The organism is Vibrio tubiashii ATCC 19109 (assembly GCF_000772105.1).
In the GTDB taxonomy this organism is placed as follows: Bacteria; Pseudomonadota; Gammaproteobacteria; order Enterobacterales; family Vibrionaceae; genus Vibrio; species Vibrio tubiashii.
In genome coordinates this window covers 1,250,547-1,274,183 of the sequence record NZ_CP009355.1, presented here as the reverse complement: position 1 = coordinate 1,274,183, position 23,637 = coordinate 1,250,547, and the positions used below count along the sequence as shown (strand labels likewise).

28 protein-coding genes and 1 riboswitch are annotated in these 23,637 nt (G+C 44.8%); of the genes, 11 read left to right on the top strand and 17 right to left on the bottom strand.

Annotated features, from left to right (window positions below; translation table 11 throughout):
* Positions 1-8: 8 nt before the first annotated feature.
* Together IX91_RS20910 and IX91_RS20905 are read right to left on the bottom strand one after the other, a co-directional pair.
* Positions 9-1,862 carry a sensor domain-containing phosphodiesterase gene (locus IX91_RS20910; RefSeq protein ID WP_004745440.1) on the bottom strand — a complete coding sequence of 618 codons (1,854 nt, stop codon included), beginning with the start codon at positions 1,860-1,862 and terminating at the stop codon, positions 9-11.
* 124 nt (positions 1,863-1,986) lie between these two features.
* A complete protein-coding gene (locus tag IX91_RS20905) occupies positions 1,987-2,868 on the bottom strand; it encodes a LysR family transcriptional regulator (RefSeq protein ID WP_004745438.1) in 882 nt (293 codons plus the stop codon).
* 113 nt (positions 2,869-2,981) lie between these two features.
* On the opposite strand from IX91_RS20905, the gene IX91_RS20900 reads away from it, so the two are divergent.
* The 3 genes from IX91_RS20900 (at position 2,982) to IX91_RS26710 (ending at position 4,781) form a co-directional block, all read left to right on the top strand.
* Positions 2,982-4,160, top strand: coding sequence for a multidrug effflux MFS transporter (locus tag IX91_RS20900; RefSeq protein WP_004745437.1), 1,179 nt, complete (start codon positions 2,982-2,984; stop codon positions 4,158-4,160).
* Between the two features lie 51 nt (positions 4,161-4,211).
* The gene (locus IX91_RS20895) at positions 4,212-4,562 is read left to right on the top strand and encodes a hypothetical protein (protein ID WP_004745435.1); all 351 of its coding nucleotides are present in this window, start codon (positions 4,212-4,214) and stop codon (positions 4,560-4,562) included.
* A gap of 81 nt (positions 4,563-4,643) precedes the next feature.
* Positions 4,644-4,781: a hypothetical protein gene (locus IX91_RS26710; protein ID WP_004745434.1), complete on the top strand. Its 138-nt coding sequence runs from the start codon at positions 4,644-4,646 to the stop codon at positions 4,779-4,781.
* 103 nt (positions 4,782-4,884) lie between these two features.
* On the opposite strand, the gene IX91_RS20890 is transcribed toward IX91_RS26710, so the two are convergent.
* From IX91_RS20890 to norR, 7 genes are all read right to left on the bottom strand, one after another.
* The gene (locus IX91_RS20890; protein ID WP_004745432.1) at positions 4,885-5,484 is read right to left on the bottom strand and encodes a glutaredoxin; all 600 of its coding nucleotides are present in this window, start codon (positions 5,482-5,484) and stop codon (positions 4,885-4,887) included.
* Positions 5,485-5,524: 40 nt separating this feature from the next.
* A complete protein-coding gene (locus IX91_RS20885) occupies positions 5,525-6,427 on the bottom strand; it encodes a DMT family transporter (RefSeq protein WP_038197767.1) in 903 nt (300 codons plus the stop codon).
* A 121-nt stretch (positions 6,428-6,548) separates the two neighbouring features.
* Positions 6,549-7,463, bottom strand: coding sequence for a DMT family transporter (locus tag IX91_RS20880; protein WP_004745429.1), 915 nt, complete (start codon positions 7,461-7,463; stop codon positions 6,549-6,551).
* Between the two features lie 203 nt (positions 7,464-7,666).
* Positions 7,667-9,004, bottom strand: coding sequence for an MATE family efflux transporter (locus IX91_RS20875; RefSeq protein ID WP_004745428.1), 1,338 nt, complete (start codon positions 9,002-9,004; stop codon positions 7,667-7,669).
* A gap of 180 nt (positions 9,005-9,184) precedes the next feature.
* Positions 9,185-9,799, bottom strand: coding sequence for an HAD family hydrolase (locus tag IX91_RS20870; protein ID WP_004745427.1), 615 nt, complete (start codon positions 9,797-9,799; stop codon positions 9,185-9,187).
* A gap of 15 nt (positions 9,800-9,814) precedes the next feature.
* Complete coding sequence (locus IX91_RS20865; RefSeq protein WP_004745426.1) at positions 9,815-10,174, bottom strand: glutaredoxin family protein; 360 nt, start codon at positions 10,172-10,174, stop codon at positions 9,815-9,817.
* Positions 10,175-10,262: 88 nt separating this feature from the next.
* Positions 10,263-11,849, bottom strand: coding sequence for a nitric oxide reductase transcriptional regulator NorR (gene norR / locus IX91_RS20860; protein ID WP_004745425.1), 1,587 nt, complete (start codon positions 11,847-11,849; stop codon positions 10,263-10,265).
* Between the two features lie 255 nt (positions 11,850-12,104).
* On the opposite strand from norR, the gene hmpA reads away from it, so the two are divergent.
* Complete coding sequence (gene hmpA, locus IX91_RS20855) at positions 12,105-13,280, top strand: NO-inducible flavohemoprotein (protein WP_004745423.1); 1,176 nt, start codon at positions 12,105-12,107, stop codon at positions 13,278-13,280.
* An 80-nt stretch (positions 13,281-13,360) separates the two neighbouring features.
* Here the strand turns inward: hmpA and IX91_RS20850 are convergent, their stop codons facing one another.
* From IX91_RS20850 to IX91_RS20840, 3 genes are all read right to left on the bottom strand, one after another.
* A complete protein-coding gene (locus IX91_RS20850; RefSeq protein WP_004745422.1) occupies positions 13,361-13,900 on the bottom strand; it encodes a hypothetical protein in 540 nt (179 codons plus the stop codon).
* Positions 13,893-14,432, bottom strand: a complete 540-nt coding sequence (locus IX91_RS20845) for a YaeQ family protein (RefSeq protein WP_004745421.1) — start codon at positions 14,430-14,432, stop codon at positions 13,893-13,895. Before IX91_RS20845 ends, IX91_RS20850 begins: the two co-directional genes overlap by 8 nt.
* 69 nt (positions 14,433-14,501) lie before the next feature.
* Entirely contained in the window at positions 14,502-14,711 is a 210-nt protein-coding gene (locus IX91_RS20840) for a cold-shock protein (protein ID WP_004745419.1), read from the bottom strand.
* A 353-nt stretch (positions 14,712-15,064) separates the two neighbouring features.
* On the opposite strand from IX91_RS20840, the gene IX91_RS20835 reads away from it, so the two are divergent.
* On the top strand, positions 15,065-15,277 hold the full coding sequence (locus tag IX91_RS20835; RefSeq protein WP_004745418.1) for an alternative ribosome-rescue factor A: 213 nt from the start codon (positions 15,065-15,067) through the stop codon (positions 15,275-15,277).
* A gap of 42 nt (positions 15,278-15,319) precedes the next feature.
* Here IX91_RS20835 and IX91_RS20830 read toward each other — a convergent pair whose 3' ends face one another.
* Positions 15,320-16,483 (bottom strand): threonine/serine exporter family protein, encoded by a 1,164-nt coding sequence (locus IX91_RS20830; protein ID WP_004749661.1) that lies wholly within the window; start codon positions 16,481-16,483, stop codon positions 15,320-15,322.
* Positions 16,484-16,953: 470 nt separating this feature from the next.
* Between IX91_RS20830 and IX91_RS20825 the strand changes: the two genes are divergently transcribed.
* Together IX91_RS20825 and IX91_RS20820 are read left to right on the top strand one after the other, a co-directional pair.
* Positions 16,954-17,319 (top strand): hypothetical protein, encoded by a 366-nt coding sequence (locus IX91_RS20825; protein WP_004748756.1) that lies wholly within the window; start codon positions 16,954-16,956, stop codon positions 17,317-17,319.
* A gap of 195 nt (positions 17,320-17,514) precedes the next feature.
* A complete protein-coding gene (locus tag IX91_RS20820) occupies positions 17,515-18,681 on the top strand; it encodes a D-alanyl-D-alanine carboxypeptidase family protein (RefSeq protein ID WP_004748755.1) in 1,167 nt (388 codons plus the stop codon).
* Positions 18,682-18,740: 59 nt separating this feature from the next.
* Here IX91_RS20820 and gbpA read toward each other — a convergent pair whose 3' ends face one another.
* On the bottom strand, positions 18,741-20,198 hold the full coding sequence (gbpA, locus tag IX91_RS20815; protein ID WP_004748754.1) for an N-acetylglucosamine-binding protein GbpA: 1,458 nt from the start codon (positions 20,196-20,198) through the stop codon (positions 18,741-18,743).
* A gap of 71 nt (positions 20,199-20,269) precedes the next feature.
* Positions 20,270-20,357, bottom strand: a riboswitch (cyclic di-GMP riboswitch).
* Positions 20,358-20,730: 373 nt separating this feature from the next.
* Here gbpA and IX91_RS20810 point away from each other — a divergent pair.
* The 4 genes from IX91_RS20810 (at position 20,731) to IX91_RS20795 (ending at position 22,362) form a co-directional block, all read left to right on the top strand.
* Positions 20,731-21,084, top strand: coding sequence for a helix-turn-helix domain-containing protein (locus IX91_RS20810; protein WP_004748753.1), 354 nt, complete (start codon positions 20,731-20,733; stop codon positions 21,082-21,084).
* Positions 21,085-21,178: 94 nt separating this feature from the next.
* Positions 21,179-21,850: a DUF3313 domain-containing protein gene (locus IX91_RS20805; protein ID WP_004748752.1), complete on the top strand. Its 672-nt coding sequence runs from the start codon at positions 21,179-21,181 to the stop codon at positions 21,848-21,850.
* Positions 21,851-21,862: 12 nt separating this feature from the next.
* Complete coding sequence (locus IX91_RS20800; protein WP_004748751.1) at positions 21,863-22,078, top strand: DUF3820 family protein; 216 nt, start codon at positions 21,863-21,865, stop codon at positions 22,076-22,078.
* A 41-nt stretch (positions 22,079-22,119) separates the two neighbouring features.
* Entirely contained in the window at positions 22,120-22,362 is a 243-nt protein-coding gene (locus IX91_RS20795) for a hypothetical protein (protein WP_004748750.1), read from the top strand.
* 145 nt (positions 22,363-22,507) lie between these two features.
* Here IX91_RS20795 and IX91_RS20790 read toward each other — a convergent pair whose 3' ends face one another.
* The 3 genes from IX91_RS20790 to IX91_RS20780 all read right to left on the bottom strand — a co-directional run bounded on the left by IX91_RS20790 (position 22,508) and on the right by IX91_RS20780 (position 23,599).
* A complete protein-coding gene (locus IX91_RS20790; RefSeq protein ID WP_004748749.1) occupies positions 22,508-22,846 on the bottom strand; it encodes a hypothetical protein in 339 nt (112 codons plus the stop codon).
* 214 nt (positions 22,847-23,060) lie between these two features.
* The gene (locus IX91_RS20785) at positions 23,061-23,360 is read right to left on the bottom strand and encodes a type II toxin-antitoxin system RelE/ParE family toxin (RefSeq protein WP_004748748.1); all 300 of its coding nucleotides are present in this window, start codon (positions 23,358-23,360) and stop codon (positions 23,061-23,063) included.
* Positions 23,357-23,599 carry a type II toxin-antitoxin system ParD family antitoxin gene (locus tag IX91_RS20780; protein ID WP_004748747.1) on the bottom strand — a complete coding sequence of 81 codons (243 nt, stop codon included), beginning with the start codon at positions 23,597-23,599 and terminating at the stop codon, positions 23,357-23,359. The genes IX91_RS20785 and IX91_RS20780 overlap by 4 nt, the downstream gene beginning before the upstream one ends.
* Positions 23,600-23,637 lie beyond the last annotated feature (38 nt).

Sequence of the window (23,637 nt, the reverse complement as noted above, 5' to 3'; positions counted from 1 at the left end):
TCTAGAACTTAGCCGTTAGATACTTGTTGCTGCTGAGTTATACGCTCAAAGCTTTGATTAATGATGTTCTGTGGTTTATCCGGCTTTGAGAAGTAGTAACCCTGAATCTGACTGCACCCCATGTCATAGAGCTTTTCAAGCACCTCTTGATCCTCAACACCTTCCGCAACCAAAGAGAGATTCAATTGTTTGGCAAGTTGGACGATAAGCCATACCACTCGTTCGGCGGTTTCATTGGTATGCATATTGCGAATAAAGGTCGCGTCTATCTTGATGCAGTCGATTGGGTAACTATGGATATAGTTGAGACTAGAATACCCAGTACCAAAGTCATCAAGCGCGACTTTAAAACCGAGGAATCTCAGCTTGTTGAGGATCTTTTTCACTTCCTCGGTCTGAGATAACAGCACCGTCTCTGTCAGTTCGATGGTGAACTCATCAGGTTTAAAACCATAGTGTTTTATGGTGTCGAGTAAATGCTGTAAGTAACGATTTGAATTGTGTAGCTCATGGGCTGAGCAATTGAGACTCAGACGAACGCCATGCCCCAGCCCTTTTTCAAGTGCTAGCTTCGCCTTACAGGCCAGCTCTACGATGTGCTCACCTAGTTCGACAATAAGCCCAGATTGCTCAGCGGCATCGATAAACTCCAGCGGCGAAATTGTCCCAAGAGCGTGGCTTTGCCAACGAGCGAGTACTTCGAAGTAGTCCCAATTATTATTGTCACGTTCAACAATTGGCTGCACCGCGACATAAAGTTCGCTATCACTAATCGACTCTTTAGCGAGTTCTGTCCTGAGTGCATCAATGATCAGGGCTTTACGATAGTATTGAGCACTTAAATGGGTATCGTAACATTGTACGTGTACATGACGAGACTGTTTACAATCCTTCAGCGCTAAACTGGCATTGAGAATGATTTGGTCGGCGGATAGGCTCTGATTGATGTTTTTTGCTAAGCCGATGCTCGCTGTGAACTTAATTTTGTGCGAAGGATCTTGGTAGCCTTTTTCTAGGTTCTTAATGATGGTGTAGCAGACCTTGAAGGGGTCACTAGCTTGGGTAATAAAGGCGAACTCATCCCCGGCAATTCGAAAGGCGAATTGCTCATCTTTTATTGCTTCCTTGATGGTATTGGCAACAAACTTTATCAGTTGATCGCCAATATAGTTTCCATATAAGTCATTAATAGATTTGAAGTTATCAATGTCCAAATAGGCTAGCGTAAAGGGAATGTTTTGCGTCTGGCTTAGCCTCTCAAGCTTGTCTGAAAGATAACTTCTGTTAAGTAGCCCAGTGAGATTGTCATGGGATACTTCATAACTGAGTTGATCAACCAGTGTCTCTGAACGTGCCGTTAGCCATTTCGACTTAAGGTTGTGGGTGACGATATTGGCAAATAGCTTGTGGTTGTATATCAGCTCCTCTCTGAGGTTGGGGTCTAAAGCGTGAGTATAGGCGGACAGCAAGATCCCTAAAACCTCACCATTACTAGTTTTAAGGGGGATTGCCAGATACGACTCGATGTCATGTTCAGAAATATATTGCTCATTAGGGTGGAGCGTTTTGGCACCCGAATCGCAGACGATGTAGTCCTGATTAGACTTAATCACAAAAGTACAAGTGCTGTGAGTCAGCGGCGCGAGGTAATCATCGCGCTGCAGTTTTACGCCGCTAGAAGAGGCGAGGAGCGTTGAACGGTTGGTAAACTGATCAAGCTCAATAATACATGTACAAAATGAGTTCGAGTATTGCTGAAGCTCCAACGTAGCTTTGTTGAGAAGATCTTGCCCATCGAGGCTGAGCGTATCGTTAATCGTCTCGACGCTTAACGAGTTCTGTACTGACGTTGTCCTAACCATATTGGTAACTCACTGTTATTGTGATTTGTATCACTTAATTATCAATTTAGTTACTCATTAAATATGGTACGTGTCGCATATTATTGCAAATGCCAAATATAGGCTCCACGTTCTGTAAAAAAGTTTACTCTTGGTTGGAAAGGCGCTCTTTAAGGTAGTCCAAAAACAGTTTAGTACGTGTATGTTGATAGTCGAGTTTTGGGTAGTAGGCGTAAACTGTTGCTTCATCAGCAGTTATGTCTGGCAGAATACGTTGCAATGCCCCGAGCTTAAGATCTTCTTTGATCATTACATCGTTGGTGAGTAGCAGTCCCATCCCACTTTTTGCGGCATAAAAAAGAGCTTCTGGATTAGACGTAGCGAAGTTGCCATTGAGTAAAATCTTATGCCCATTGGTCAGGGAGATCTCTCGTTGGGTTCTCTCTCCCCATACCAACATGTTGTGTTGGGTAAGCTCTTTAAAGCTTTGCGGCTCACCAAACTGCTCAATATAGCTTGGAGACGCATAGAATCCGGCTCGGTGCTCAAAAAGGGGAGTGGCTTTAAAACTCAGCGAGTTGAGCTGTTCAATTTCACGGCTGATAAACAGATCCAAACTCAATGTTGGTAATTGACCGGGCGTGGTTGTGATCAGTTGAATGCGAATGTCAGGGTACATCTGCAAGAAGTCGTTCAAGTACTGAACTAAAAACTTTGAGCCTACAGCCAGAGTTGCACCTATCTTCAGTAATCCTGCGGGGGTCTGAGATACCGAACGTGTTTCGTCGACAATCGATTGCCAGCCATCAAGTTGCACTTTGGCACGTTCATAAAATAAGGCGCCGGCTTCAGTTTGCGTGACAGAGCGAGTTGTACGTTTTAGCAACTGCACACCGATGCGCTCTTCTAACCAATGGATGCGTTTACTGATTGCTGAGCTAGTGGTGTTGAGCGTTCTCGCCGCGCCGTTAAAACTGCCTTCGTCAACGACACGAATATAACTATGCACACTTTGAATCCAATCCATAACGCTACCTTATTGTTTCTTTTTGGGAATTAATCACTTTCCATATCGGTATATTATCATTGAATAGTGGCTAATTTAAACTCGCTTTATTGTCGGTTTAATGAGGAGCTACTATGAAAAAAACACCTATTTTGTTAGCAATGATGATCATCGCGACCGGACAAGTTGGTGTCAGTATCTACCTTCCCTCGTTGCCGATGATCAGTAACAGCCTGAATGTTGGGCAAGCCGACGTACAACTTTTGGTCACCGTTTTTCTCGTCGCTTTTGGCCTATCTCAACTCTTTTACGGCCCTTTGTCAGACGCCATTGGTCGACGCCCCGTATTTATACTCGGTCAGGGGATCTATTTAGCCGCAACTGTAATGTGCGTTACTTTCACCGATAACCTAACCGTGCTGATTATTGGGCGATTTTTGCAGGGTTTAGGGGCGGGTAGTGCGTCCGTTCTTGGTCGAAGCGTGCTCCGAGATAGCTACGAAGGTTCACAGTTAACCAAAGCGTTATCTTACATTTCTATTACGGCTTCTATTATGCCGATCATCGCGCCTGTTATGGGTGGTTGGATTGCTTTCTACTTGGGGTGGGAAGCGGTGTTTATGTTCGTTTTGCTCTATCTAATTGCCATCTTTACTTTGGGGTACTTCGTTCTTCCTGAAACCATGACCTATGGAAAAACGCGATTCAACTTGGTGAGTGTAATTAAGAACTATGGCAGCTTAATGACCAATAAGCAGGTGATCTCTAGTGCAAGTTATAACTGGGTGACCTACCTAACGAGTGTTGTGTCGTTATCTGTCATGCCGTTTATATTGCAGCATCAGCTTGGTCTCACGGCGGCAGAATATGGCTCGGTCATGATCATACCGTCAGCGGGTTTAATGATGGGGAGCTTACTGCTTAATGTGGTGAACCGCTATTTAGATACCAAGCAGATCTTATCTTTGGCTATTTCGACGATGATGGTTGCTGGCCTTTGGCTACTGGTTACTGAAGTCACTCTGTTCAATCTTGTGTCGGCGTTTACCTTGCTGACAATTGCACAAGGGCTTGCAACACCGCTTTCGATCAGCATGCTGCTTGAACCACACAAGCGACAAGCGGGATCAGTGTCTGCACTATCAGGGGCAGTACAAATGTGTTTATCAGGGGCATTTGGAGGCTATTTGGTCGAGCATTGGGTGCAAAGTCAAATGAGCATGGGAGTTTTCTATCTCATCTCGGCGACTACGATGGGTTTGGTTCTTATATCTTCGAAAAAGCTTATCATCGCTCAGCAAAAGTTTGCTTGATCACGCGTTGGGTATACAATGCCCGCAAATTTCTATGTTGAGACTGGATCAATGGAACTTAAAGATTTTGAAACGCTAGTCAAGTCGCTATGTGACAAAGAGAGCCTGCCGCAAGCACTCGAAGTACTGAAAGCAAGCGAAGACCAAGAAGTGGCGGAAGCCGCTCAATCACTAACCGGGCAATTTGCGTTGGCAGAAGTCGATGGCGCTAAGCGTATCTATCACGTAACAGTACAGGCTAATGAGCAAGGTGAAGAACAAGAGTTTGTTGAGCATGTAATGGATGAAGGCGATGATGTGATTCGTTTTGTTGCTTGGTTCTTTGATGTTATGTTTGAAGTTAAGCGCAAAGATACTTACCAAGTGGCTGGAAAAACCTATCATCAGCCAAAGCGCGCTTAGTTACTAAATTTAATGTGATTTAGATCTTGTTTTTAGTTTAATTGTGATTAAAATCACACTCCTTACTTTGAGGAGATAATCATGAATCACGAATTAGGCAACGCATATCTAGGTCAGATGATCGCAAAGCAAGCCATGCAAGATGCTCTTTATGGCAAGCCTAAAGCGAAGAAAACTTCTTTTATCAAACGTATGATGAAAAAAGTAATCAGCGCGTAGTTGAAAAGGATTTTATGAGTGAGGCGAGCGAAGCTGTCTGGCTCATCAAAACAAAGCCCCGCAACAATCAGCGGGGCTTTGTCGTTTTTGCTTGGTAGAGAGCTTACAGAGAAACCACGTTGTCTGGCACTGTGCTTAGCCCTTTCTCTTCAATCCAAGCGGAGAGGTTGTCGGCACCACCAATGTAATGACCATCCAGCCAGATTTGAGGAACGGTAACCGGCGTCTTCTCACCAATGATAGCTTTTACTTCAGGGATCATTCGATAAAGGGCAGCGCTGTCTTTAACGACATCGTAGTATTCGTATTCAATGCCAGCTTCATCTAAGATCTTTTTCGCTTTGACACAATAAGGGCAAGTCGCCTTACCATAAACAATGTTGCCTTTTAGAGTATCGCGCTTAGTCCATTCTTGAATAATAGATTGCACGAGCACGCCACGGTTTAGCGCTTCCCCTTGGCTTACCACTTTGCCTTCGACCATAAGAATTGGCGCGTGCCATGCACCTACTTTTAAGGGCTCCCACCAATGAGATAACCAATCTTTGACTTCAAGCTCTACTGGGATACCGGCAAGTTCATTCTCGAAGGTGTCCTTAAGGATATCTTTGGTCAGAGTACACTCCCCACAAGGAATGTTGACTTTGAATGGTCCCCAACTACCAGCCCAGCGGTAAAGTGTTAATTTGATTGGTTGTGTCATAGAGGTTTCTCCGTTAAAAGCTATGACTAAGTAGAACGGTCTAGCTTGAAATTTCTTTCAACTTTTTTGGCTTTTTTGCTTCCCATTGAGTAATAAAAGCCACAGAAGCGATAATGATCGCCGCGCCAAGCCAAAGTCTCCCCGGTGGTACCCAGCCGAAGACCATCCAACCCGCTAATACATTTAATGGCAGTTTAGCGTGATCAAAGGGTTGAACAAACGAAGCATCTGCCACGGAATATGCTTTAACAATAGCCCACTGCGCCAGTGCTGTCATAGCGCCTGCCCCAATCAATATTAGCCATAATGTTCCGCCTGTTGGCAGTTGCCAGTCTGGTAGAGCGAGCAAAATGTTAAACGGTGTAATGAGTATGAGTAGGTATACAACCATGGTTGATGGAGAGTCTTGTGAAGAAAGCTTTTTCACCATCAGCGCGTAACAGGCCCAAAAGAACGCCGCACCGACAGGAAGAAGCGTCGCCCAACTAAAATCGTCCGCCCAAGGTTCTAAAATGATCATGGCACCAATAAAGCCAGTGAGGGTGGCACCCCAGCGAGCCGCACCCACCTTCTCTTTAAGGATCAAGCCAGAGCCAATCGTCGCAAATAATGGCGAAGTCATCAGTAGGGCGATGCCTTGCCAAATCGGTACAGGATAGGCAAGTGCCCATAGCCACAGTTGGATCCCTATCACCGCTAAGAAGACGCGTAAAATATGCAATCCTAGATTCTGCGTACGCAGTGACTGCCTAATACCTAGTGTTTTTAAATAGGGCAGAATAACCACAAGTGCGATTGCATATTGAATCAGGGCAACCGTCGTTGAAGAAAGGCCGTGATTGATACTCGCCACTTGAGCCAAGCTATTCACGATGGCAAAAGCCAGTCCTGCGCTTAGCATCCAACTAGCGCCTTGAAGAGGGTGGTGGTTTTGGGTGCTCATGATATAAGTGTCTGAAAAATAGATAAGCTGAATCATACGATGTTATGTCGCTCAGGTCACCTGACGAATTTGAGCGTATTGGACAAATGATTCGAATGATTCAGCTAAGTTTGGTACGAGATTACTTCTTGTTTAAGGTGTAAACCGACACGACGACAAGAACAAGCCCCAGTGCATGCCAGATCGTAAACACTTCATCGAGTACCACTACCGCCATACCAGCGGTAATTCCTGGGCCTATATTACTTGTTAGGCTCAAGGTTGTTGGTGTAAGCCTTGCCATCGCGGCGGCGACCAAGTACGAAGGCAACACGGTACAGAATATGCCAAGTAGTACACCGGTTACGATTAGCTCACGGCTCCAAGTTGCAATATCAGCGCCGCTCAACCCTAAGTGAACCAAAATAGCCAGTCCGGCGCTACCCATGCCGATACTGGTGAACAGTGAGCTGCCAAGGTGACCGATAAGTGGCTTGCTCCATACGAGATAAAACGCGAACACCAGTGCTGAACCAATAGCGAGCAAGCTGCCAAGAAGCACCGATTGTCCTAGGGTATTAAAGTCATGCACAACAATAAAACTGATCCCTAGGTAACCAATCAACGCAGAGATGATGACTGTGCGGCTTGGTTTTTGTTGATACAAAGCCCAACTGATCAGCACGACAAAAGTAGGAAACAAGAAGATCAATAATCGTTCTAGCTGGGCGGTAATAAACTCCAAAGCGGCAATATCAAGGAAACTTGCCACGTAGTAGCCCATCACACCAATAGCGGCAGCTTTAAAGCCATGTTGTTTAACTTTACTTCGGTTTTCAGATTTTCTGCAAAGGTAAACGAGCATAAGTAGGTAGAGTGGAAGAGAGCTAAACGCACGCAGAGTCATAATAGAGGTTGCATCGCCACCATATTGGTAGGCAACTTTGACCAAAACGGGTTTTATCGAAAAGAGAATGCAACCTGCCAGTGCAAGCAAGATCCCGACTTGAGAGATGGATGAGCTTGATGAGGGGGCGACGTGTGTTTCTTCAGTCATGTTTCTCGTATCCTTTCTTTGAGAGTTGCGGCTACGAGAAATAGGTGTTCTGGCTACGTTTCTCGCAGCCAGACAGGAAGTTACCTACCGGCTACAGGCATTAAGGAGAAGGAGCCAAAGGTAGATAAACGTAAATTTCATAATTGTTCCTAAGTGATGAGTTTTTAGACTATCGACATATGCTTTAGATTGCAATCGACAAATTATGCAGATTGTAGCCTAGCTTCAATTTGGCCTAATGCTCTTTGATACATAGACCAAGCGCATATGCCCGCTAGGATATTACCGCCGAATGCGCCCCAAAACAGACCTTGAATCCCTCCTAGCTGCGCACCTAACCACAAACAAGGTAGGAAAAAGGCAAACAGACGCAGAGCTGAGATAGTCAGGGCGGTATAGGATTTTCCAAGTGCGTTGGAAATTGAAACCATCAACATACAGATGCCCAAAGGTCCCAGGCTAAATGGCACGATCATCAGGTGGTAATTTAGGATGGTTTCTACTTCGGCTTCGCTGGTCATTAGCAACGCTAGCCAATCAGAGGTGAGTAAGGTGATTGCCGCGATAACGACTTGAAAACCGATAACAAATTTACACGCAATCACCACGAGCTTGCGAATATCGGCTAAATTGTTCCCACCGAGTAGCTTACCAACCATAGGCGGCATTGACATGGTCAGGGCAAGCACCGAGACAATCGCAAAGAATTCATAGCGAGAGCCGAGTGCCCATGCTGCAACGGCTGCTGTGCCGTAGCTAGCGAGGAGCTTTGTGGCTAACATTGATGAGAGTGGCGGCAGCAATTGACTGATCATTGCTGGGCCCATGATGTTACCAATCGAGCGCACGCTTTTAACCACATTCAAATCGCTCCAATCGAAACTCATCCAATGCTTACGCGTCACCTTAGGTGCGACAATCAAAATACCGATACCAAAGGCGAGAATGGTGGCAATAGCCGCTCCGTTGATCCCCATATCTAGAGTGAAAATAAAGATAGGATCGAGGATTAAGTTGAGAAGGCTGGTGACCATCATCATGGTGCCAGGCAACATGGTATTACCGTTAGCACGACATACGCTGTAAAGGAAATAGAGCACGGCCCCCACCCAAGCACTGACTAGCCAGTAAATCCAATAGCTATCAATGATAGGAAGAACACTATCCGGAGCACTAAGAAGAGACAGAATCGGTTCACGCAGTAGATAAATAATGACTGAAAATAGTGCGACACCAATGCTTCCCATTGCAATCACGAGGCCACCGAGTTGTTTAGCATAGCGCTCTTGATTCGCTCCAATGGCTTTGGCAATCACAGCGGTTGTCGCGATACCCAGACCAACCTGAATACCGATGATCACCATCTGAATTGGCAGGGTAAAACCTTGTGCAGCAAGAGGCAGAATACCCAACTGACCGATGAACGCACTATCTACCAATTGGAAACTCATAATAGACAACACGCCAAAGAGCATTGGCCAGGTCATTTTGAATAGCTGTTGCCCCAGCGAAGGGGATGTTTCTTGTGTCTTTGCTGTCATAATCATGTTTCGCTACGGTTGTTCAACCAAGTTATAGTTTTAATTGGTTGCATAGGAGCCTACGTGTTTCCCTTACATCGTTACGCGTTGGTGATATTTCAAGCCCTAACAGCAATTAATATGGAGATACGCTCATAAAACTGGAAAACTCAGTTGAGTGTGCGATCATATCGTTTAGCTTTATCTCGAAAGAGGAACCGACAACACTTTCTCTAAGTCGTGCAGGTGCTCAACAATTAAAGAGGCGTGAGCCGAGAAGTCAGTAGGCTTGCCATGAGTTAATAGACAAGAGGGCATGTCTGCATTAAAGGCAGCTTGCAAGTCGTAGAGATAATCACCGACATAAAGGATTTGATGGCGTTCTAAGTTCCACTCGTCGGCGAGAGATACCAGTGAATCGGGAGCAGGTTTGGGTGGGAAATGCTCTCGGGTGATGATACGTGGGATATTGAGTTCGTTGTGAGAGACTTTTTGTTCTGCGGCTTGGGCGCAATTTCGAGTAATAATCGCAGTTAAGAGTTGATTAGAATGGATAAACTCAATCAGAGATTGGCATCCGGGCATAGGGTGCGATGAATTGGCGTCATCTAACTCATGTTGGAGAATAAGCGCATTGGCTTGTTGAGAGGTTTGCTCACATTCCAATTGGTCAACAAAAGAGAGCAAGTCTTTATCGAGCGGGCAGCCGATTTTCTCTCTTAGCCAACGGAAGTCCATGTCAGAGCTCACCAGAGTATTATCCAAATCAAAAACAATGGCTTTGATATCGCGAATATTCAATGGTACGTGTGACATAGACACTCCTTCTGTTTATGCGAACTCTTTCTCCAAGTACGCGACAATATCCGAAGACTCATACATCCATTGTACGTCCCCATCTTTTTCAATTCTTAGACAAGGGACTTTTACTTTTCCACCACCTGCTTCAAGTTCTGAGCGGTGCGTCTGATCGTTCTTTGCATCACGAAGGTCAAATTTTACCGATTGACGCTTCATTGCGCGGCGCACTTTTACACAGAATGGACACGCTTCGAACTGATACAGTGCGAGAGACTGTGCTTTGCTATCTACCTCTTGCTGCGCTTCGCTTGAGCGCTTAACGCCCTTTGGTGAGAAGACAAAGTTGAGCAGTAGGATAACGCGTCCTAAAAACCAGCGGATAAACTTCATAACAATCCTATTTATATAATTCTAACTTCAGATGACATTTACGTTACGCATTGTAACCGAGATGTGATCATTCTTGAATCCTAAAAGCTCAGCTAACTTTTACCTGATGTTTCTTGGTGACTTCGATACCAAGGCGCTTAGCCAAGCGCGTCAGATTGGCGCGATCTGTCTTTAATGCTCGTGCCGCTTTGGCCCAATTAAACTCAGCCTCGGTTAAGGCTGAAACGATCATTTTACGTTGATACTCTTCGGTGGCTTCGCGCAGTCCTAATGAGATGTCTAACTCTATGCTAGTATTTGGGGAGTCAAGCGCTGTATCGTTGCCCGAAACAATAGACTGTAGTTCACCGATATCTTCGATTGATACCGTAATCAGTTTACCGTTTTTGCCGCGAGCTCGTGCTTTGAGCGCTGCACGATTGATGACGTGTTCAAGTTCACGAACATTACCCGGCCAGTTGTAGCGAGAAAGAAGAAGCTGAGCGTCTTTACCTAGCTTGATCTGGACAATACCGAGCTTACGTCTTGCTTGCTCCAGAAAATAGCCAGCGAGCAAAACAATGTCGCCGTTTCTTTCACGAAGTGCTGGAACGGTGATCGGGTAGACGCTTAAGCGGTGGTAGAGGTCTGAGCGGAAATGCCCTTCAGAGACTTCTTCTTTGAGATCTCGGTTAGTGGCGGCTAAAACGCGGACGTCGATCGTTTCTACCTTGTCTTGCCCGACTGGTTGGATCTCATTGTTTTGCAGTGCACGCAGAATCTTGCTTTGTGCTGCAAGGGGGAGTTCTCCTATTTCGTCTAAGAAAAGCGTTCCGCCATCGGCTAACGCAAACTTGCCTAAACGAGATTTATCTGCGCCAGTGAAGGCTCCTTTAACGTGCCCGAACAGTTCACTCTCGACCAAGTTTTCGGGAATAGCGGCACAGTTTACATACACTAAGGGCTGTTTTTTACGTGGTGATAGATGATGCAGGCTTCGGGCGACAAGCTCTTTACCTACACCAGTTTCACCATGAATCAAAATGTTGAAACTGGATGGAGCGACGACCTCAATGTCGGCCTTCAAAGCTTGCATCGCGACGCTGTCACCAATGATATCCCCACCATCACGATCCCAAGCGTCCTCATTAAGCTCTTCAAAGCGTTGTTGGGTTTGTTTTGCCTGTTGTTCTAGTTGGCTTACCGTGAGCGCGACTTTTAGTGTAGAAGCCGCAATAGCCGAGAGTGCATCTAAGCTGCGAGTTGGAAACTGCTCAAACACGCCTGGCGTTAAGCTATCAAGAGTTAAGACGCCAAGCAGTTTGTCGGCATAGAGTAAAGGTAAGCCCATACACGAGTGCATCGGTAAATCGCCTTCGTAATCGAGGAGCAAATTATCAAACGGATCAGGAAGATCGCTATCGGCGTCAAATCTTACCGCGGTTTTCGACTCACAGATTCGGGCAAATCGTGGATGTTCGTCTATCTTAAAACGACGACCTAATGTGTCACGGGTTAAACCCTGCAGAGCCAGAGGGACTAATGTGTCTCCTTGACGTGACAAAAGCGCGACACTGTCACACTGAATCGATTTACGAATGGCATCAAGTAGGTTGTTGAATCTATCTTGATCGTTGTCTCCGCGAGCGAGACCGATCGTCATATCAATGAGGGTTGAAACAGAGATATCTTGCATAAAATTACCAACAGCGGGGGCAGGAGAAACCTAGTTTGAATCGGATGTTGCTAAATTAATCACACTGAATGCGGTATTGCAACCTATTAATGTCAATTTGACCTATTTAAAAAGTGTCGTAATGACTTTTTCTAAGCAAAAAATAGCAATAAAACTAGCAGTTTAAAGGGATTCTGAAGTTGGCACACTTCGTGCTGTTAAAGGGTATAAAAAACTTAAATATAACAAACTATAACTACTGAGGAGTAAGTCCTAATGCTTAACAACCAACATATCGAAGTCGTAAAGAGCACTATTCCACTTCTAGAGTCTGCAGGCCCTGCGTTGACTCAGCATTTCTACCAAAGAATGTTTAGCCACAGCCCAGAGCTAAAAGATATCTTTAACATGACCCACCAAAAAACAGGGCGTCAAAGTGTGGCTCTTTTCGAAGCGGTTGCGGCTTATGCAAAAAACATTGAGAACCTAGAGGCGCTGACTTCTGCGGTTGAACGTATTGCTCACAAACATACTAGTTTTAACATCCAAGCGGAGCACTACCAAATTGTCGGTCACCACCTTATTGAAACGTTGCGTGAACTAGCGACAGAAGCATTCACTCCAGAAGTGGAAGAGGCGTGGACCGCTGCGTACCTTTTCCTTGCGCAGGTATTCATCGATCGCGAGGGTGAACTATATCTACAACGTAAGCAAGCCGTGGGTGGGTGGCAAAACGCACGTGGCTTTGTCGTTAAGTCGAAAAAGGCAGAATCAGAGCTAGTGACTAGCTTTGTGCTAGAGCCAGAAGATGGTGGTGAGGTACTGGATTACCAACCAGGTCAGTACATAGGTATTGAGCTAAAGCCTAGCCAAGGTGATTATAACGAAATTCGTCAGTACTCTCTGTCTCAAAAGCCGAATGGCAACGATTACCGAATCTCGGTGAAACGCGAAGTTGGTGAACATAAAGGCTTGGTGTCTAACTTCCTCCATGACGAAGTCAATGAAGGCGATAAAGTGAGTCTTTATGCCCCAGCGGGTGATTTCTATTACCAAGAAAAGCAGCAACCAGTGGTACTTATTTCGGCGGGGGTGGGTGCAACTCCGATTCAATCGATGATGCAAACCCTCGCTTCGCAAGGTAAGAAAGATGTGAGTGTTCTGTACGCATGTAACGACCAAAAGCAACACACATTTAAAGATGAAACTGCGCAGCTTGTACAGCAGAACAATTGGAAGCGTTTCACTTGGTACTTAAATGAAGCAAGTGCCGACTTTTCTGGTGAGCTAGATTTGAACCTAGTTGCGAAGGAGCTCCCTCTTGGCAGCGCAGATTTCTATCTATGTGGCCCAGTAGGCTTTATGGAATCAGTGGTACGTCAACTAGAAGCGTTAGGCGTTGACCGCGACCGAATTCACTACGAAGTGTTTGGCCCTCATACTTACCTATAATCTGAGCAATAGTAAAAAGGCCCTCATTTCAAGGGCCTTTTGATTTTGGTTCATCACTACGCGCTGCTGTCACCGTTAGACTAGCTGAATAACTTCTTAAGCCAAGTGATAGGGTTAAATGATCCCGAAGCTTGAATAGGGGAGCGCTCTGAGCCGTGATAGTAGCTCGACAGAAACTCTGTTCTCAGCGACTGAACATCTAGTTTATTAACCGAAGATATTAGCTCAGCACTGTTTTGTGCATGATCATTAGCGAGACTAAAATCGAGTCTTAAATAACCCTGGACATACAGCCATAGATGAGTGCAAAGGATCAGTTGATCCATTCCTTGCTCTTCAAACTTTCCCGCGTGCTCTTGACCTAAATTGTCATGGAATGCTTGATGCATTGCCTGCATAGACGCAGCGTTAGATTGCACGTAACTGCTCGCTTCGACATGAGCCTTCGTCAGAATGCCAAGTAAGTGATTGGAAACTGGGCTTTCCGGTTTGTTTTGTCGCGCTTTTTCAAACAAAGGTGAGTGAGTCTGACAAAACAGCTCCCAAGCTCTAGTTAGAGCAACCAATGACGGCAGAGCGTCAGCGCCTATCGCTTTGAGTTGCTGCTCCAAATCAGTCATTCGACTGTAAGCTCTCTAGAGAAATCTCAAATGATCCTTTATCTGAGTCAACAAACAGGCTATCTCCGGTGATCATCACTGATAGATCCATACTGCGTTCGACAACTTCTGACAGCGCTTCGATACCGTTCCAATCAAAGCGGTAGATGCTCGCATCATACTGGTGAACTTTATTTTTGGTCTGTTCCCACCAAACATCGGACTTACTGTTAAAAGAAAAGACATCCACTTTCTTAGCCAACCGGCAAGACTTCTTAATGCGATCAAGGGATGGCTCTCCGATATCCACCCAAAGTTGAATTTGGTCGTCGAGAGACTTGACCCAAAGGTCCGGCTCTTCAGTGGTTGATAAGCCTTTTGTTAGAGTCAGTTCCGGCTGCCATTTGACACAGAAGGCCAAAATGCGCGCCATCATTCGTGGCACTGTTTCTGATGGATGCTGTGCGACAGTAAGCTGTGTAGAGTCATACAAGTCGCGATTGGTGTCGGAAAGAGAAATTCGGAATTTGTAAATAGTGGGTTTAAGAGCCATGAGCCTTACTTATAGTCAAAAAAATAGCCAGCGTAATGCTGGCTATTGTAAATCTTTAGTACTAGACAATTAAAGTACTTTAATTTGCTCAGCTTGTGGGCCTTTTTGACCTTGAGATACTACGAACTCAACTTTTTGGCCTTCAACTAGAGTACGGAAACCGTCGCCAGTGATTGCTGAGAAGTGTGCGAAAACGTCTGGGCCGTTTTCTTGCTGGATGAAACCAAAGCCTTTAGTTTCGTTGAACCATTTAACTGTACCAGTAACAGTGTTAGACATAATGTATATCCTTGATAAACCTTGTAAAAGCCATACGGCACCGATAGCGTGGAAAAGGAGATTGCTATTGCGTACGACGTTGCGGTAGATATTCAAGTAATCCAACGAAACGGCGAAATTAAACAAGAACCGTTTTCTAGCTGCGATCCAGTCTAAAGCGAAGTGCAACTAAGTCAATAAAAATAAGGAGCTTTGTACAGTTTAATATCGTGTTTTCACTAGAAATTTGCGCTAGGTATAGTTTCGAAAATATTACTGATTAGCGTATAAATAGTGTAACATTCGTTTGGCTAGTAGATTGTATCGTTTTACTATTCTCTGGCTAATATTTAATCATTTATTGTGGAGGCCGTATGGCTAAGAACAAAGCAAAAGGTGACATTGGAGAGGTTGTCCTCATCCATGATGTCGAGATGGGTAGAGGGCAAGTGCAAGACAACGCCCTTAAAGCGATGGTAACCAGTAAGCTCTACAGAGCCAAGGTAGAGAAAGCGAAAAAAGGCAAAGGGAGTTATCAGCGCAACATGAAACACAGGGGTAAAGAGCCCTATTCAAAAGCCGCTTAACAAGCGAAGTTTGAATAGGGCTTTTTATTACCTGGCGACGAGCTACCTTTCTATCTTAGGTGAATAGATAGAGTATGCGGTGATTTGGCCTGCGACGATGGCTGAGAACATAAACAGTGCGGAAAGGCCAATACTCGGAATGGGCAAGACCGATTGCTCAAACACCGATTGACTCGCGCTGACCAGAACTCGGCTCCCCGGAACTAGAATGATGATCCCTTGTACGATGTATATCGAGCCGGTGAGGTCCATTTTTTTAGCCACCCAAGTACCATACAAAGTAATCAGAACTGTCGTAACCCAAGTGCCAACAACCCAACCACTCTCAAAGCCTAGATAAAATGGCCCCCACATGCCCAGAGCTGCAACAGGCAAACCAAGCAATATATCGGTAGGGCGTGCATTGAAGATGATGCCAAGTGAGATTGAGATTAGGAACAAACCGGAAATATGCAGCCAAGTCGGTACTTCATTAGTGTAATCAATGGATGCCGCTTGCCCCCAAACGGCTTCACCAATATTCAGCCCCATAACAATACCGACAAACAGCTTGATAAGCGTCAGCGCACTTTGCCCCAACAGACTTGTGCCTGAAACGAGATCATTAAACGCGAGACACTCTAGCGAGTTTGCGATGGAAAGTCCGGGGACGAAGAGAACAATGGCAGCGATACACAAAGCCCAAACGGGGACGGCAGCACCTGTGCTTGCGAACCAAGCAACTAGCATCCCAGTGATAAGCGCAGCAATAAACTCAACGGCAATCGAACGGCGAGCTTTGCAAATCTGTTGAGCGCCCCATACTAGAAAACCTAACAAGACAGAGAACAAAACCGCATCTAGCGTGCTGCCAACGAGCATTAGGTACGCAGGCGGGATGCCCATATTAGCCAGCGCAATGACCCACTTAGGGTAACCCACAGGCTCTGGCACGGGCTCGCTGCTTGGCTGGTTGATTCTGATGATGGTATTGGCAAGCAAACTTAAGTTAATTGATGCAGGCTGGTGGCGCTTCATCACTACCGCATTATTGTCATCAGGAAACTGATAGTTAACGGTCGTCGGGGTTGCCTGGATCATAACATCCACCCCATGTTTACGAGCATAAAACTGAGTGTATTTCTCAAGTTTGTATGGCGCACAGCCACTGCGGTGAAGGGTATCGCCGATCTCGACTATCTTCTTAATTCGGTACTGGGAAGGCATGGTATGTGATACGTATAAATCTGTGACGCAAAGGTACCAAAGCCCTTCTAATGAGACGAGACACAATGCAGTGAACAGTGGTTAAGCTCACACAAAAAAGTTATCCCTCATGCCTGTATCTTGTCGATTTTCGAAAACTAAGTTTTTGGACTCATAAGTTTGTCAATTTGACTGCACATTTAGTGTTCTCATTCACATATATCGAAATAATTTAAACTGTAACAATTGTTATTTGTCTGTAACATTTAAAAGCTAGCCTTTTATGCTATTACCCTAAGTGTAAGTATACAAAGAATCCTTATTATATATGCATTTAACAAATTATTTACAATTGGGTTATCTATGAAATCTGTGTAATAAATAGACAAAAATACTGCTTGAATTTAAAACTAGATGGGCGAAAATATACGCAAAATGAGTTTGCAGAAATGAAAGGAAGCTTTTTCTAGTTTTTAAGAGCGAGGCAAAATATGAAACTATTCATTATCTTCATGGTGTCGATTTCCGCGGGTGTAGCGTCGGCAGATCACATTCATTCATTCTTGCTTGGTCTTTACGTTTCTACTCTTGCGGTAGGTAGCTGCTACTGGTTTGCATTCCGCAGTAGTCGTTTCCCGCAACTAGCACTTCTGCTATTGCTTTGTGGTCTATTCTCTAAAATCGCAGTGACGGTTGCGGGCGTATCTTGGGGAATCTCGCAAGACCTCATTAGTTCACCACTAGTATTCTCACTCTCGTACTTGTTCTTCTCACTTGTCGCAAGCTATGTTTGGTTTGTTTACCGCGAGAAGTTAATGGCAAGAAAGAAAGCACGCGAAGAGCTAAAAGCTGCTTAATAGAAAACTAAGCCAAAAGATTACAGAACCAGCGTCTCGGCGCTGGTTTTTTTGTATCTAAATCTGGCGACTGGGTAAATATTTACCAAAATTCCTACTGAATAGTAACGATTGATGTCAAAGCTGCTGATTCTATTGCAAGGTTGTCTATACTGAGGTCGTTACTCAATCATTTAAAGTGAGACGTCGCATATCATGACCACGCGTTTTCTAAAATTCACCGCGCTTCTTTCGACATTTTCTCTTTCATTTGGTGTATTTGCCGCACCTACCATTATCCCGGATCCTCCGACATTAGGCGCCAAAGGGTATATCTTGATTGATTACCATACTGGTGCCGTGTTGGTGGAGAAAAATGCGGACAAGAAGCTTAATCCAGCGAGCTTAACCAAGTTGATGACTGCTTATGTTGCAGGACAGGAAGTAAAAAGCGGCAATGTTTCTCTCGACGATCAAGTTCGTATTAGCCGTAAAGCTTGGGCGAAGAACTTCCCTGATTCTTCAAAAATGTTTATCGAAGTAGGGACAGATGTCCCACTCATCGACTTGTACCGTGGTTTGATTGTTCAATCCGGTAATGATGCCAGTGTGGCTATTGCCGAGCATGTAGCGGGCAGTGAAGATGCTTTTGTTAGTTTAATGAATAGCTGGTCGCAAAAACTTGGTCTTGAGAACACCGGATACACTAATCCGCATGGCTTGGATAGCGATGGATTGTATTCAACGCCACATGATATCGCTCTGCTCAGCCAAGCTATTATTCGTGATTTGCCTGACATCTATTCGCTGTATAGTGAAACTTCATACACTTATAACGGAATTACGCAATACAATCGAAATGGCCTACTTAGAGACAGAAGCCTAAATGTTGATGGCATGAAAACCGGTTATACGAGTGGAGCGGGATACAGCTTAGCGACTTCCGCGACCAGTGGTGACATGCGTTTGATTTCGGTCGTGATGGGTTCTAGCAGTACGAAAAGCCGAGAGTCGGAAAGCAAGCAATTGCTGAGTTACGGTTTCAGGTTCTTTGACACTGTGTCTCCATCTAAAGTGACAGACACGTTAGCAGAAGCAAAAGTGTGGATGGGGAGTGAAGACCTTGTCCCTGTTGGCGTCGATAAACAAGTATTGATCACCCTACCAAAAGGCGGTGCGAACAAGCTTAAAGCCGAAATTGAATACAATGGGGAGCTTGTTGCACCAATCAACCAAGGAGAGACTGTCGGACAGGTGATCTACAGTATTGATGGTGAAGAGGTCGCAAGCGCAACATTGGTTGCTCAGCAGGATATTGAAGAGGGTGGTTTGTTCAAGAAGTTGTTTGATTGGTTTAAACGCCTAATCTCAGGTTGGTTTTAACCATACCTAACATAAACAAGAGGATGCACTGGGCATCCTCTTTTTTGTATATAAACGACTTACAGCTTGTTCCAAGCTGATTGCCAGTGAGAACCAACGCCTGGTTCGTACTGCGTCGCCGATGGTGACCACTGTACACAGTAACCTGAGTATGGGAACTCTTTACACTGATAAACCGCACCATCACTGGCTAATACTTTAGTTCCCGCTGTGTAGCTTTCTAAGCCTTGTGGGAAGACAAAGTCGTAGTCACCAGGTGGTGGCGTTTGATCTTCTACTAGGTGGAAATCTAGCGTGTTTTGGTCAATTACTTTACCTTGGTCGTCTTTGGTAACCACCACTAACATATGATGCCCTGGCTCGGACTTAGATAGAGTCATCGTCGTGCCTTCAACCTCACCGTCTTTCAGCTCCTTCGAGTATGAAGCTAATGGTTCGCGATGGTGGTTGTAGACAGTTAACTCAGCCGTTAAGTCGCCTGTGGCGGTTAGTGTCAGGTCAAGCTCTGTCGGTGACTCGCCAATTACGTACTCTGACTGAAGCCCTACAACATCAAGGTCGTATTCTGGCTCTGGTGTTTCAAATTTATAGCCGATTTCAACGCTGTTGAGTCCTGATCCTGCTTTTAGGTAGACTGGGTTGGTTCCATAAACAGGGGTAAATTCGCCTTGGTCATTAAGCTGTCCGGCACGAATTTGGCTTTGCTCTTGGTTAATCTTACTCGCTAGAGCATAAGACCAGTTGTTTGCTTTACCTTGTTCGCTGTTTTGAATCACGAGTTCTGTGCTGTAAGACGAGTTCTCACCGCTGCTGTCAAACACACGGGTATAAACTGTATCGCCAACACTGAGATCGAGCGTAGGGTTGATTTGACCGCCTTGACTCCAATCAGGAATCACTGGGCCATCACCATCGAATTTTACGTCGATAACATTGTAGAACGAAGCAGCCGTATCGCCCACATCCCAAACAGCAAGGATCACTTGATAACCTTCTCGCTCAGGAACGTTACAAAGGTGGCTAACACGTTTTGGTGGCTGAACCATTCCCCCATCGACAACACAGAAAGGCGTGAGGTCAAATGAACTGCGCGCGAGGGGCTGATTAGGGTTCCAATCTGCTTTGGTGATGTAGTATTTCCAGTCTTTAGTGACGTGATTGGCAGTGAAAGTCCACTCAAAGTACTGAGAGCCCGATTTGATAGGTCGTTTAACCCAACGGTCAGCGGTTTGCTCATCCAACGCCGCTGCTAGCGAGGTTTCAGCGCTGGCAATTTTACCATCGCGTGGGCCTGTTTCAGGGAAACCATCTGGCCCTTCTACACTTTGCGGTTCATATTGAATCGCACCACAGTTGGTGTTCTTTTCGTTTGTGTCACTGGTTGGAAACTTACAAAGTGCCGCGCGGCCTTCAGCAACGCCATTTTCGTACGCTGAAACGTACCCGTGGCCGAAGCTAGCACCGCTCACACTAAGTAGAGCTAACGCAATGAGTGATTTGTTTGGGAGTTTGTTCATCATTTGTCCTTATCTATGGATAACAAAAAAGATGACACTCCGGCACGCGAAACATCTAGCGAGACTCGCTAAATGGCAACCCCGCTATCATAGACATAAGATGTCGACAGACCGGTGGCTTTGCGTCCTAACCTTTCGGATAGTTTGCCTGAAGTGCAGCCTATACTTGCCGCAATATATTGTTAGATTACAAAGTAATGAGTTTTGTATAAGCAGGCGAAATGTAGCTAACGCCAATCAGAAAAGCTAAGCCCAAAACTTAAATGTGGAATGATAATCTCGATCTGAATTTCTTGTCGCAAATTAACTTGCTAATTACATATTGACTAATTTATTAACCTATTGAAATTAAATAACTAAGCGGTGTTAATGATGTGTTTTATGAATGATTTGGGTGTGATTTATTTTTGTCTCGTCCTGTCTGTAGCTGACGTTTAGCAGACAAAGCTTTGACTTTCACTTACCAAGCTCTGACAACCTCAAGTACCAAAACAACGACAATCCACCCCAAAATGTTATACAAGGAATCACGATGGAATTTACCGACAAAGATAGAGAGGCGCTCTACCAAATCTGGATGTCGAAAAAATCGAAAATGCGACTCACTCAGATGGAATTTGCCAAAAAGCTTGGCATGAATCAGCTCAGCTTTTCTCGCGTTTTAAGAGGTGAAACACCGCTTACTATGTCTTTCGTGAGCCATTTTTGTCGACTTCTTCATTTAGAACCTAAAAATGTGGTTCCAAGCCTGAAAGAAACCAATGAACATGGTCCAAAGGTGGTGTACCTACAAAGTCGCATGAGTGTCGATGGTGAAATTCAAAATGCTTACATTGAAGGCAATCAAGTGATCGTTGAGTACGCGCACACGGTACATTCTTCTTGATCCCAATATAACCAATTTGAATAGAATACAATTGGACATCTAAATATCATATGGTATAGCATTCTGGTTTCAAATATAAACTAGAGTGCTTTACATGAAATCTTTCAAGGTCTTGCTTTTAATCGTGGTGAGCGTATTCGTGGTTGGATGTGCTGGTGGGCCTGTTCAACGCGCCACTAAATTTACCAGTTATGAAGACTTTCGAGCAGGGCCTGAAGGCGGTGTCGATTTAGTATGGGCTCGCATTGGCCTAAGAGACGCAAAACGATTAAGCGAAAAGCTGGATGAGTATGATTCGGTAGTGATTGACCAAGTGTTTGTCGTTACAGAAGAAAGCACCCTAGATAAAGAAGAAATCCAAGAGCTGACTGATTACATGGTCGCTCGTCTGATTGAGAAAATCTCCCTCCATAAACAAGTTGTCTCAGAGCCGACAGGGAATACTCTGCGTTTGAGTATCGCATTGAGTAATGTTGAAACTTCGAATCCAGTACTGGCGGTTACGAGCAGCGTACTGCCATTTGGTTTAGCCATCTCAACCATCTCCAAAGTCACCACTGGCGAGCATACCAATGTGGGTAGTGCGAGTGTTGAGTTGCTTGTTAGTGATGCGCAGGACGGTACACCACTGTTTGCCGCCATTGATAGAGAGGCGGGAAACAAAGACTTTTCTACAATGATTGACTCGCTTGATGATGCGAAAGACGCGATTAACTATTGGGTAGAGCGATTAGGTGTTACTCTACAAGGCTGGGAACAGCCATAGAAAACCTTAGCAATGCTTGAAAAAGAAAATCTAATTAAACTTGCACGAATGCAAATGCCGTTTGGTAAGTACGCGGGTCGCGTGCTTATCGACTTACCAGAAGAGTACTTACTTTGGTTTGATAAAAAGGGCTTTCCGAATGGGGAGCTCGGTGATCTCCTCAAGTTATGTTTAGCGCTAAAGATCGAAGGATTAGATAGCGTTGTTAAGCCCTTAAAGCGCATGTAACCTTCCACAATCGCTCCCTGTATTTAATTTAAAGATGTACTATGAATTTTGATATCGATGCACTGAGACATCACCAACTGGTCGAAGACGGTCAACTAGAGGGTTGTTACATTCATCAACCTGCTCAAGGTAGTCAGCAAGATGACAAAGCCGTTTTGGCAGAGCGTCAAGCGTTAGAAAAGATGGGATATAAGGTAGTACAGGTTCAGGCTAAAGGCAGAACAACAACGTTTGCCGAGGCGATGCAAAAGTTTGCGAAAAAGAGTGGCCATCAGCCTAGCTAATCAGCGAACGAAGCTTACCTCAGTATCCTTAAACTCTCCCCAGATAACTCCTGTCCTATTGAAAAGAGTCAGACCGTAAAGCTGACTCTTCTTACATTTATTTTTTGCTCGGGCTATTCGTCGATTTCAACTTACAGAACAACTGTTAGTCCATTCGGGTGATAAAGGTTTGTTCGTCATCCACAAAAGCCACATAGCCGCCATGATAGATAAACACCCGACCGCGCCCCTCAACGATGCAGGCAAGCTGAGGGTTTAGATCTTCTTCGTTGTTCTTGCTTTGAAACGTGCCAGTATCCGTAATGACGCCATTGAGTGAAGGCAAATATCCATAAGTACTCTTGGCTTGATCAATCAGGCTCAATTCACTGGTGATAGAGAAGCAAGAGGGGATCGCACCAGCGTCTTCGATAAATATAGGTTTCAGCTCTTCAAAAGCGGTAATCACTAGCCAGTCGATGCCGTTAACATGATGGATAAACATAGGGTTTCTCGTTAATTCTGATGCGCAGATTGTATCACTATCATGAGATAACCCAATAGAGGGTTAGGTTTTAAGGGCGGCGGCTCTGTGTCAATTCCGGCGAATAAGTGTTATAGCTCAGTTTTACTCCTCACTCCCAAAGCAAGTGTTTAGTTTGGTGTTTACATTATCTTTGCTTAGGTTTAGTGGTAGTTAGCTGCACCTTAGCAAGGCGTTATGCACCAAAGATTGGGTTGACATCTATGCTTTTGTGTAAAATACGGATGATCTCTATTTTTTGACTGCCGATCTGGCGGTAAAATATTACGTGGCTGCTTTGTGGGAATTTCCGGTAACCTTTTCTTATTTCGTCACAAGCTTTACCAATATCAGGGTTTTCAGCTAGCAGCCAAAATGATTCATCAAATTGTTTTAAATAAACATTTCGTTGTTCACGCCCCCAGCGGCGTGAAGTAAATAAAGCGATATCACGCAAATCAGACTTTGCTTTGCTGGTTAGTTGAAATGGTCTCACTTTCTTTCTTCGCTATCTAGCTCATTGATAAACGAATCAAGGTCATAGTCAGCAGTTCCACTTTCTTCGCCTTCTACGAGTAGTTGCCTTAAAGTGTTCATTTTAGTTTCTTGAGTCTCAAGTAAGCGTAGCGCCGAGCGAATAACCTCGCTTGCTGAGCCGTATCGACCGCTTTGAACTTGATTTGCTATAAATACATCAAAGTGGTCGCCAAGAGTAATGCTCGTGTTTTTGGCCATGATGCTTTCTCCAATACCAATGAATACCTAATTATGGT

What these genes read in the sequence shown, in the direction of transcription:
- IX91_RS20905 (WP_004745438.1), bottom strand. Translation starts at nt 2,868, where the DNA reads ATGGATTGGATTCAAAGTGTGCATAGTTATATTCGTGTCGTTGACGAA.
- IX91_RS20875 (WP_004745428.1), bottom strand. Translation starts at nt 9,004, where the DNA reads ATGACAGCAAAGACACAAGAAACATCCCCTTCGCTGGGGCAACAGCTA.
- IX91_RS20805 (WP_004748752.1), top strand. Translation starts at nt 21,179, where the DNA reads ATGAAATCTTTCAAGGTCTTGCTTTTAATCGTGGTGAGCGTATTCGTG.
- IX91_RS20825 (WP_004748756.1), top strand. Translation starts at nt 16,954, where the DNA reads ATGAAACTATTCATTATCTTCATGGTGTCGATTTCCGCGGGTGTAGCG.
- norR (WP_004745425.1), bottom strand. Translation starts at nt 11,849, where the DNA reads ATGCAAGATATCTCTGTTTCAACCCTCATTGATATGACGATCGGTCTC.
- IX91_RS20840 (WP_004745419.1), bottom strand. Translation starts at nt 14,711, where the DNA reads ATGTCTAACACTGTTACTGGTACAGTTAAATGGTTCAACGAAACTAAA.
- IX91_RS26710 (WP_004745434.1), top strand. Translation starts at nt 4,644, where the DNA reads ATGAATCACGAATTAGGCAACGCATATCTAGGTCAGATGATCGCAAAG.
- IX91_RS20845 (WP_004745421.1), bottom strand. Translation starts at nt 14,432, where the DNA reads ATGGCTCTTAAACCCACTATTTACAAATTCCGAATTTCTCTTTCCGAC.
- IX91_RS20810 (WP_004748753.1), top strand. Translation starts at nt 20,731, where the DNA reads ATGGAATTTACCGACAAAGATAGAGAGGCGCTCTACCAAATCTGGATG.
- IX91_RS20850 (WP_004745422.1), bottom strand. Translation starts at nt 13,900, where the DNA reads ATGACTGATTTGGAGCAGCAACTCAAAGCGATAGGCGCTGACGCTCTG.
- IX91_RS20870 (WP_004745427.1), bottom strand. Translation starts at nt 9,799, where the DNA reads ATGTCACACGTACCATTGAATATTCGCGATATCAAAGCCATTGTTTTT.
- IX91_RS20835 (WP_004745418.1), top strand. Translation starts at nt 15,065, where the DNA reads ATGGCTAAGAACAAAGCAAAAGGTGACATTGGAGAGGTTGTCCTCATC.
- IX91_RS20790 (WP_004748749.1), bottom strand. Translation starts at nt 22,846, where the DNA reads ATGTTTATCCATCATGTTAACGGCATCGACTGGCTAGTGATTACCGCT.
- IX91_RS20910 (WP_004745440.1), bottom strand. Translation starts at nt 1,862, where the DNA reads ATGGTTAGGACAACGTCAGTACAGAACTCGTTAAGCGTCGAGACGATT.
- IX91_RS20795 (WP_004748750.1), top strand. Translation starts at nt 22,120, where the DNA reads ATGAATTTTGATATCGATGCACTGAGACATCACCAACTGGTCGAAGAC.
- IX91_RS20780 (WP_004748747.1), bottom strand. Translation starts at nt 23,599, where the DNA reads ATGGCCAAAAACACGAGCATTACTCTTGGCGACCACTTTGATGTATTT.
- IX91_RS20865 (WP_004745426.1), bottom strand. Translation starts at nt 10,174, where the DNA reads ATGAAGTTTATCCGCTGGTTTTTAGGACGCGTTATCCTACTGCTCAAC.
- IX91_RS20830 (WP_004749661.1), bottom strand. Translation starts at nt 16,483, where the DNA reads ATGCCTTCCCAGTACCGAATTAAGAAGATAGTCGAGATCGGCGATACC.
- IX91_RS20880 (WP_004745429.1), bottom strand. Translation starts at nt 7,463, where the DNA reads ATGACTGAAGAAACACACGTCGCCCCCTCATCAAGCTCATCCATCTCT.
- IX91_RS20820 (WP_004748755.1), top strand. Translation starts at nt 17,515, where the DNA reads ATGACCACGCGTTTTCTAAAATTCACCGCGCTTCTTTCGACATTTTCT.
- IX91_RS20800 (WP_004748751.1), top strand. Translation starts at nt 21,863, where the DNA reads ATGCTTGAAAAAGAAAATCTAATTAAACTTGCACGAATGCAAATGCCG.
- IX91_RS20885 (WP_038197767.1), bottom strand. Translation starts at nt 6,427, where the DNA reads ATGAGCACCCAAAACCACCACCCTCTTCAAGGCGCTAGTTGGATGCTA.
- IX91_RS20890 (WP_004745432.1), bottom strand. Translation starts at nt 5,484, where the DNA reads ATGACACAACCAATCAAATTAACACTTTACCGCTGGGCTGGTAGTTGG.
- IX91_RS20900 (WP_004745437.1), top strand. Translation starts at nt 2,982, where the DNA reads ATGAAAAAAACACCTATTTTGTTAGCAATGATGATCATCGCGACCGGA.
- hmpA (WP_004745423.1), top strand. Translation starts at nt 12,105, where the DNA reads ATGCTTAACAACCAACATATCGAAGTCGTAAAGAGCACTATTCCACTT.
- IX91_RS20895 (WP_004745435.1), top strand. Translation starts at nt 4,212, where the DNA reads ATGGAACTTAAAGATTTTGAAACGCTAGTCAAGTCGCTATGTGACAAA.
- gbpA (WP_004748754.1), bottom strand. Translation starts at nt 20,198, where the DNA reads ATGAACAAACTCCCAAACAAATCACTCATTGCGTTAGCTCTACTTAGT.